The organism is Chitinophaga sp., assembly GCF_036569125.1.
Taxonomy (GTDB): Bacteria; Bacteroidota; Bacteroidia; order Chitinophagales; family Chitinophagaceae; genus Chitinophaga.
Genome location: NZ_DATCRF010000031.1, coordinates 1 through 8,554 on the forward strand (window position 1 = coordinate 1; position 8,554 = coordinate 8,554).

Genomic DNA, 8,554 nt, shown 5'->3' on the forward strand with positions numbered 1-8,554 from the left:
CATGCCCACCTACCCGGATGTTGCTAAAGATTACGCCTATACGCTTGATGCAATGAAAAAGCTGGAATTTGATCTCTGGTTCGCAGCCCATGCCGGCCAGTTCGACCTGCATGAGAAACATAAACCCGGCGACGCCTATAACCCCGCAGCATTTGCTGACCGGGCGGGTTATGATTCCCTCTTAAGCTATTTGCAGGAAGCTTATCTTAAAAAGCTGGGCAGTGGGGGGCATTAACTCTTAGGCCCCATTACCATCCTGAATTTTATACCGGCATCATCCCGCTGTCTCTGATCAAAGATATGTAACAGGTAATACTTGCCCTGCACCCAGTCATTCACCGCATTATCATAATAAGGGCTGCCGGGGTTACCGCTTTGCCCGCCGGGATAAATGCCATATGCTTCCGTAGTAGCGCCCAGCTGCACCACCATACGCCAGGAAGGGCCATGGTTAGCCTTGGTGGCATTTACCACATGCGTACCGCCGCCGGTGTACAGGTGCATACGGCTAAAGGCGGGCAGGCTGCGGGTAAGGTGACGGATATCCGTACCACGGAAACGCCCCCACTCCAGCTGCTGCCGCTGATCCAGCTTTTGTGCAGAATCTGTTACCTGCGCAAAAGTTTGCAGCACCAGGTCTGTTAATGTTTCTTTTTGCGGAGTATGCACATCATCTACAAAACGCATGGAGGAATCGCGGATCAGCCATAACAGGGAGGCGTTATCCTGCGGATACTCCAGCTCTGCGCTGTCGGTACGGTTCATCAGCTCATCGTCCCAGATGCGGTGCTTAAGCCCTTCCCACAACATGTAAAAAATGGTGGCGCCTTTACTGGCAGGGCTGTTCTGCTGGTCCCATACTTTCAGCAGCTGGTAGTAAGGCTGTTGTGCAGGTTTGAGATCGGCCTCCGGCAAATGCCTGGTGAGCAAAGGTATGGCGGCACGTGCAAACAGGTTGGCATTATCGTTCTGCAGCTGCATCATATCCTGCGTAGTGATCTGGCTCATGGCGCTCAAACGTTCATTGATCCGTTTACCACGGTACAGGTCATAATAGCCAAAGTAATAATAAGGATAAGAGCTGTCTGTTGGTTGCTGGTTGGCTGAGCTTACAAAACCGCGTGCGGGGTTTTTAATATGGGGCACTTCGCCATGCGGAATATATCCCTGCCAGGCAAAGGTGCTGTCGCTGCCGGGCATGATCCATTTGCCCTGGTCTTTCCAGCGCAGCGGGAACTCCCCGTTATGCCATACCGCAATATCACCGGCTTTGGAAGCAAATATAAAGTTCTGCGCAGGGCAGGTATAATGTTCCAATGCAGCCAGGTAATCATCGTAATTACGGGCATGGTTCAGCTTATTGAAGGTAAGCAGCTCATTGGAAGGGTCATGCGCTTTCCAGCGCAGGGCCAGGAAAGGCTGCCCGGGAATATTGTCGTGAAAAGTATTATCGAACATTACCGGCCCCCATACGGTGTAGGCAACGGTATCGTAATAAGAATGCTGGCCGCGGATCTTAATTTCCTCCACGCGCTGCACTGCATCGCGGTACTGGCCATTGAACAAATATTGCTGACGCCCGTTGCGGAACTGCACGGCGTAATAGTCCATCACATCTTCAGAGCCATTGGTTACGCCCCAGGCTATGTTATCATTAAAGCCTATGATAACGCCGGGCGCGCCGGGCAGGCTGGCGCCATATACATTCATGCCGGGTGTATGGATCTGCACCTCGTACCATAAAGAAGGGAGGCTTAAGCCCAGGTGCGGATCATTACACAGGATGGGCGCGCCGCTGCGGGTTTTGCTGCCGCTTACAGCCCAGTTATTACTCCCGTTATCCGGGTCGGGTTTATCCTGCTTAAAGTGCAGCATGGCGGCTACTTCCTGCAGAGCGCTATCGGCGGGCATAACGGCATTCTTCACCGGTTTATCAAAGGCGGTGCCTTTGGGTATTACCGGGTCTATGCTATCGTTACGGTCGGGGTACATATTATTAAAGTCCGACTGGCTGAACAGGCGGCGGGCATTGGTATATTCCAGGTCGTTCACGCCACCGGCCAGGTCGTACGACATATACTTCAACAATGCAGCGCATTTCACCGGGCTCCAGGGCTCGGGGCGATAGTCAAGCAGCTTGTATTCCACGGCCAGGTCGCTGTAAGAAAGGGTGCTGATATAGGCATTGATACCGGCTGAATAGGCTTCCACCATCATTTTGGTAGTGCTGTCCTTTAACATGGTTGCTGCAGATGCTTCTGCTGCATATCCCATGCCCAGGCGGCGCTGACGGCGGTCGTACTCCAGCAGCTTGGGGCCCAGGATCTCACTTAAACGCCCTTGTGCAGCCTTAGTCTGCAATTCCATTTGCCAAAGGCGGTCGCGGGCATGCAGGTAACCTTCTGCATAATAGGCATCGGCTTCCTGCTCTGCAAAAATATGCGGCACCATACGGTCATCCAGCCATACTTCTACTTTGCCTTTGAGGCCGGGCAGGGCCAGCTCCTCGTTATAGTCTTTGCTGATAGCTTCTGCATTTTGCCAGAACCCTTCCTGCGGGCTTAAGAACTTACCTAAGGGCGGGATGGATCCCCATTTGCGGTTCAGGGCTCCGATTAAAGCAAGGGTAATAACGGCGGCTATAAGAAAGGGTATGAATCTCATAAAATGTGCTGATGTGCTAATATGCTAATGTGCTGGTGTATAGATTAAATTATACTAATGAAATTAATATAAAAACATGAATTGTTGAATTTATATATAAGCTTCTCCCATACAAACCAGCACATCAGCATATTAGCACATCAGCACATCAGCATATCTGCACATCGATCCACTTCCTCAAACGTATTAAAGCTGTGCAATACAATGCGTAAACGCTCCTGCCCTTTAGGTACTGTTGGGTGCAGGATGGGCCTTATATCTAAATTGGCAGCCTGTAAGGCGGCTGCCTGGCGGCGGGTAAATTCATTACCGGGTGTAAGCACGATCTGGATAGGCGTTTCACTGGGCAGCACCTGCAGGGTATGCGTGGCCTGCCGGAAGCGGGCAATGAGGGCAGCCAGGTGCGTACGGGCCTCCGTCATGTAAGGGAATAAGTTATAGCTGGCCATAATAGCGGCAACAGCGGTAGGGGGTAACGCGGTAGTATATATGAAAGCGCGTGAAAAATTCACCAGGTATTTGCGCAGCTCGTCAGACCCTAATACAATGGCGCCATGGCAGCCTACAGCTTTACCAAAGGTGTGTACACGGGCAAAACATTGAGCGGCTAACCCCAACGCCTGTACTAAACCTTCGCCCTGCTCCCCCACTACACCGGTGGCATGGGCTTCATCTACAATTAAATGAGCGCCGGCCTTTTCGCAGGCTGCGGCCATTTCTTTAAGCGGGGCCATATCCCCATCCATAGAGTAAACGGATTCCACGGCTACAAATACATTACCTGTAGCGCGCTGCAGCTTTTTTTCCAGGTCGGCCACATCGTTATGTAAAAAAGAAAAAGCCTGTGCGCGGCTCAGGCGAATGCCATCGCGGATAGAGGCATGGATCAGCTGATCATAGATCACCGTATCTTCCTTTTGCGGTACGCAGGAGAACAAACCCACATTCGCATCGTAGCCGGAATTATAGATGAGGCCTGCGGGGGCAGCATGAAAGGCGGCCAGGTTCTGCTCCGCTTCTTCTATCCACGCATAATTACCGGCCAGCAAGCGGGAGCCGGTGCTGCCATGCATATAAGGCCTTTCCATTAACAGGGTATGCACTGCTTCCTGCATGGCTGCGCTGCGCGCAATGCCCAGGTAATCGTTGGAACAAAAATCCACCATGTGCGGGGCGGGCAGCTTCAGCTCCCGCAAAGCATGCTGCGCCTGGCGTTGTGCCAGCTGCGATAAAAGAAAATCTTCCTTCATCTGCCAAAGCTAAGGAAAAGATCATTCAGGAGATGTTGCTGCGCTATGAACGATCTTTCCTTAATACAGGATCTTGAGCATGCTGCGCCTGTTTTCCCTATGCTGGCTTTCATTACAGGGCACGCCGTTACCACAGGGGTTCACCAGATCGCGCTCACCCATGTTCTCATAGTACATGCGTTTGGATGATACTCCTTTTTTAATCAGGTATTCTATTACGGCATAGCTGCGCTGGGCGGAAAGATCAATGTTATACCGGTCGGAACCGCGGCTGTCTGCATAAGAGCGCACCATCAGCTTCCAGTCAGGATGCTGGTTCAGCACCACGGCTACCCGATCCAGCAGGTCTTTGGAGGCTGTTAACAGCACGGCGCTGTTATAATCATACAGGAAATATAATTTCTCCAGTTTGTTCACAATGGCGCTGTCTGTTTTAGTAGGCGGAGGCGTAACGGCAGCCGTATCGGGCTGCGGCTGTTTGGGTGCTACCGGCACCGGTTTCCCGGCATTGGGGTTCTCCAGTTTTTCTGTTATATGCGTATCCATGAAATGATAGATATCATCTCCCCCGCCACCACCGCGCCGGTTCGAGGAAAAGTATCCTTCATACTGGTTGCTTTTTATTACAAAACCCAGGTCATCTGCACCGGAATTAAAGGGACGGCGCAGGTTGCGGGGCACGCTCCATTGCGCACGGTTACCGGTGGTGCGGAAAATATCAAATCCGCCCATGCCGGGGTGTCCTTTGCTGGAAAAGTAAAGCGCGCCTTCATTCATGGTAGGAAAGCCTTCTTCAAAGCGGGTATTGATCAACGGTCCGCAGTTGGCGGGCGCTCCCCAGTGACCGTCTGCCTGCTTTTCGCTATACCAGAGATCTGTTTTGCCCTGCCCGCCCGGCCGGTCTGATACAAAGTACAGGATATTACCATCGTTACTTAGCGCTGCGTTACCGGTAAAATACCCGGCCATGTTTAACGCGGGAACCGGCTCCAGTGGCAACCACACCGAATCTTTTTTCACAGACCAGAACAACGACATTAAACGTTTGCCGTTCACGGCGCCTTTCTTTACCCTGTCCGACATATCTTTTTCCCAAACATTCAGGGTCACATACAAAGTATCTTCCCGGTTATTGAAACAAACCGGGCCTACGTGGTAAGGGATCTTTCCCAACAGCTGCGGCAGCACTTCTTCCAGCACATTATTCACGATGCCGCCTTTTGTATATTGTTTGAACACATAGGCTTTAAAGAAAGGCTGGTTCACCCGCGGATCTGTAGCTGGGTTACGTTCGGCGCCGGTGCTTAACGACATTTTACGGTATCCGTTGGATACTACCAGCAGCCCCGATCTAATAATACCGCTAACCCAGTCGGCCCCCTGCGAGCTTAGCTCTTTTATGTTTTCAACGGCCAGGTTCAGCGTATCTTTTTTCCATAGCAGCGCACTGTCGCAACCGGCCAGCAGCATGTTCTTCCATTGCATGCTGTCTGCAGCGGCGCTTTTAAAACGGCTTAAGTAAAGCTTTGCCGTATCATACTCCTCTACATTCTTTTGGATCTCGCTATACAGGAGCTGGATCTCTGCCGGGCAGCCGGGACGTTCCATCATTTGCAGGTACCAGTAACCTGCTTCTGTAAAACGCGCCATTTCAATATAGCACTGCGCTGTTTTTCCCAGCAGCTTTAGCGATGCCTTGTTACCTTTTCTTTCCGCCAGCCTGCTATAGAGCGTAGCTGCTACCGCATACTCCTGCCGGGCAAAAGCGTCATCTGCCAGCTGCGGCAGGCTTTTTTGCTCTTGCGCAAATACAATCACCGGACAGCAGCAAAAAACAATTAACAGGTTGGTGTAAAAACGTAACATATCAGAACCGCTTCTTTTAAAAATATCTTGGATTGGATGTGCTGTAATGTTTTGACGGGAATAACAGGCCGATAGATATTTCGTGCGACCCGCCCTGGGCGCCGGCCAGCTTGTTAATATTAAGGTCGTAGGCATAGCCCATGCGCAGTCTTTCCGATGCATAATACTCTACCATAGCGGTGGCAGCGTTCACAGCTTCCAGCCCCGAAGGCAGCTGTTTGTTCCATATGGGCACGCCTGCACGAAAAGAGCCGCCTATCCAGAAAACATTTTCGATGAGCAGCATTGCATTCAGGTCTATGTTGGTTGGCCCTTTAAAATCATCCTTGAGCATGATGGATGGCTTAAGCTGCACATGTTCCGACAGCGGCAGCATACAACCTGTTGCCAGGTAAATGTGCTGCGTTTTGCGTATGTTCTGGTAGTTATAGCCTTTCCAGTTATACGGTGTGCTGGTATAGCGGGAAAAGAGGTCCAGCACAGACAGGCTGAGGAAAAAGGAAGGTGTGTGATAATAGATGCCGAACCGTGCATCGGGCGAGTAAGCATTTACACCTCCCTCCGGAAACACAGGGTCATCTGCATCCAGGTACTGCAGCGCCTTCCCATCCAGCCGGTACTGTGTAACGCCCAGGGCTATACCCAGACAAAGGCGGCGCGTGTTTTCATTGTCCAACGGAATGCGGTACGCATAGGAGCCATAAAAAGAATATGACTGCTGCGGTCCCAGCATATCTGCCATTACCTGGAAACCCAAACCTATACCTGCGCCGGTTTTCATGGGGCGCACAGGACCATCTACCGACACGCCTCCTGTATGCGGGGCACCGGGAAGGCCGGTCCATTGCTGCCGGTAAATGGTGTTCAGGTACCAGGCATCTTTATAACCTGCATAGGCCGGATTTACACTTAACCCGTTAAAGGCATACTGGCTAAACTGTACATTCTGCTGCGCCCTGCTATTCAGGGCTGCCAGTAGCAGTATTACTATATACCATTTCTTTCTGCTGCACATAACTGTACGTTTACGAATTAATTCCTTTTTATCACTACCCATCCTTTGTATAATCTTATGCCTGCTGTTTCTTTCAATTCCAGCTTATAGAAATAGGTGCCTTCACTTAAGCCGGTACCATTCCAGTCGTTATGATATTCTTTTGACTGGTACACCATGCTGCCCCAGCGGTTAAACACATAGAGCGCTGCCTTACCGTATTTTTCCAATCCTTTGATGATGAAATATTCATTCTTACCATCCCCGTTAGGGCTCATGGCATTTACAAAAAACAGCCCGTCATCGCTTTCGTCCGGTATGGTTTCAATCTCCGTACCCGGGTGCCCGTTACAACCCGCGGATGCAGGATCGCAGCCGGATGTGGGTACTGTAACCGTACCATCTGAAACAAAGGCTGTATTTGTGATCACAGGCACAGTACTATCCAGCCCGGCGCTTACTTTTACTTTAAAGCTTACATTGGCAGTAGTGCCTAATGCCAGGTTGCTCAGGGTCCATTTTACTGCATTGGCAGCCCTGTCATAAGTACCGCCATTTGTTGCGCTTTCAAAAGTGGTATGCGCCGGTACGGTATCTGTAATGTTAATGGCCGGTATAGCGGTATTCCCTGTGTTCCGCACCTGGATGGTGTAGGCTAATATTTCCCCGGCTTTTGCCTTGGGGTTTCCGCTGGCTGTGGTCACTGTTTTCCAGGTATCAAATGTGGATACCTTGCCCACCGGTATGTTGGTGGCAGGATCGCCCGGATTAGGATGTGGATGCGGGTTATTGGGATCATTGGGATCCGGCGGCGTGGTGGGATCTTCTCCTTTACCATTGCCGTTATCTACCGCTGCCGTATTAATAATGCTGGTAGCACCGGTAAGGTCTTTTACCACCCTTACCTTAAAGCTGCGGGTTACATCCGGCGCGCCCACTGCAATAGTGGCAACCGTCCAGGAAAGCTTACCTGTAAAATCCGGGCCTATGCCGCCTTCTGCACTTACAAATTCCGTATAGGCAGGTACCTTATCTGTAAGCAACACATTGGTTAATGTAACGCTGCCGATATTGCGTACGTGAATGGTATAGGTGATCTCGTCGCCGGTTGTTACGGCGCCGCCTGTACCGGTGCCGGTATAGCTGGCGCTTTTCCAGTTGGCGGAGTTCTTGCCATTATCCACCGGCACCTCTGTAGCCGGATCATTGGGATCCGGGTTGGGCTTGGGCTGATTAGGGTTGCCATCATCTGATGGCCCGGTGGGATGATTACCGTTGCCGTCTCCATTATCGACCCAGGCTGTATTAACAATATAGGTTGCGTTGGTAAGGTCGTTCGCCACCCTTACGGTAAAGCTGCGCGTTACATCTGCGCCGCCTACCGGGACCTCTGCAATAGTCCAGGTAAGCTTAGCGGCTGCATCCGGCACAATACCACCTTCTGCGCTCACAAACTGCGTATAGGTGGGTATGTTATCCGTGATCACTACATTGGTGAGCTTTACATATCCTGTGTTGCGTATATGGATGGTGTAAATGATCTCATCGCCTGTTTTTACCGTCCCTGCAGCACCGGTGCCGGTATATGCGGCGCTTTTCCAGTTGAGGGACTTTTTACTTTGATCAACCGGTACGTTGGTCGAGGGATCACCCGGGTTAGGATGGGTTTGCGGGTTGTTAGGATCATTTGGATCCGGCGGCGTAGTGGGATGCTCTCCTGATCCGTTACCATTATCAACTCCCGCGGTGTTGAGGATACCTGTAGCACCTGTAAGATCAT

5 protein-coding genes and 1 pseudogene are annotated in these 8,554 nt (G+C 51.2%); 1 reads left to right on the top strand and 5 read right to left on the bottom strand.

Annotated features, from left to right (window positions below; genetic code table 11):
- Positions 1-235: pseudogene (locus VIM87_RS01060) on the top strand (subclass B3 metallo-beta-lactamase); the annotation flags it as partial.
- Here VIM87_RS01060 and VIM87_RS01065 read toward each other — a convergent pair.
- The 5 genes from VIM87_RS01065 to VIM87_RS01085 all read right to left on the bottom strand — a co-directional run.
- The gene (locus VIM87_RS01065) at positions 232-2,664 is read right to left on the bottom strand and encodes a penicillin acylase family protein (RefSeq protein ID WP_331995174.1); all 2,433 of its coding nucleotides are present in this window, start codon (positions 2,662-2,664) and stop codon (positions 232-234) included. The pseudogene VIM87_RS01060 and the gene VIM87_RS01065 overlap by 4 nt on opposite strands.
- Before the next feature lie 140 nt (positions 2,665-2,804).
- Positions 2,805-3,914 carry a pyridoxal phosphate-dependent aminotransferase family protein gene (locus tag VIM87_RS01070; protein WP_331995175.1) on the bottom strand — a complete coding sequence of 370 codons (1,110 nt, stop codon included), beginning with the start codon at positions 3,912-3,914 and terminating at the stop codon, positions 2,805-2,807.
- Positions 3,915-3,974: 60 nt separating this feature from the next.
- Positions 3,975-5,780: an OmpA family protein gene (locus VIM87_RS01075; protein ID WP_331995176.1), complete on the bottom strand. Its 1,806-nt coding sequence runs from the start codon at positions 5,778-5,780 to the stop codon at positions 3,975-3,977.
- A gap of 16 nt (positions 5,781-5,796) precedes the next feature.
- Entirely contained in the window at positions 5,797-6,795 is a 999-nt protein-coding gene (locus tag VIM87_RS01080) for a type IX secretion system membrane protein PorP/SprF (RefSeq protein ID WP_331995177.1), read from the bottom strand.
- A 17-nt stretch (positions 6,796-6,812) separates the two neighbouring features.
- On the bottom strand, positions 6,813-8,554 hold a 1,742-nt coding region (locus tag VIM87_RS01085; RefSeq protein WP_331995178.1), incomplete at its 5' end, for a gliding motility-associated C-terminal domain-containing protein.

What these genes read in the sequence shown, in the direction of transcription:
- VIM87_RS01065 (WP_331995174.1), bottom strand. Translation starts at nt 2,664, where the DNA reads ATGAGATTCATACCCTTTCTTATAGCCGCCGTTATTACCCTTGCTTTA.
- VIM87_RS01070 (WP_331995175.1), bottom strand. Translation starts at nt 3,914, where the DNA reads ATGAAGGAAGATTTTCTTTTATCGCAGCTGGCACAACGCCAGGCGCAG.
- VIM87_RS01075 (WP_331995176.1), bottom strand. Translation starts at nt 5,780, where the DNA reads ATGTTACGTTTTTACACCAACCTGTTAATTGTTTTTTGCTGCTGTCCG.
- VIM87_RS01080 (WP_331995177.1), bottom strand. Translation starts at nt 6,795, where the DNA reads ATGTGCAGCAGAAAGAAATGGTATATAGTAATACTGCTACTGGCAGCC.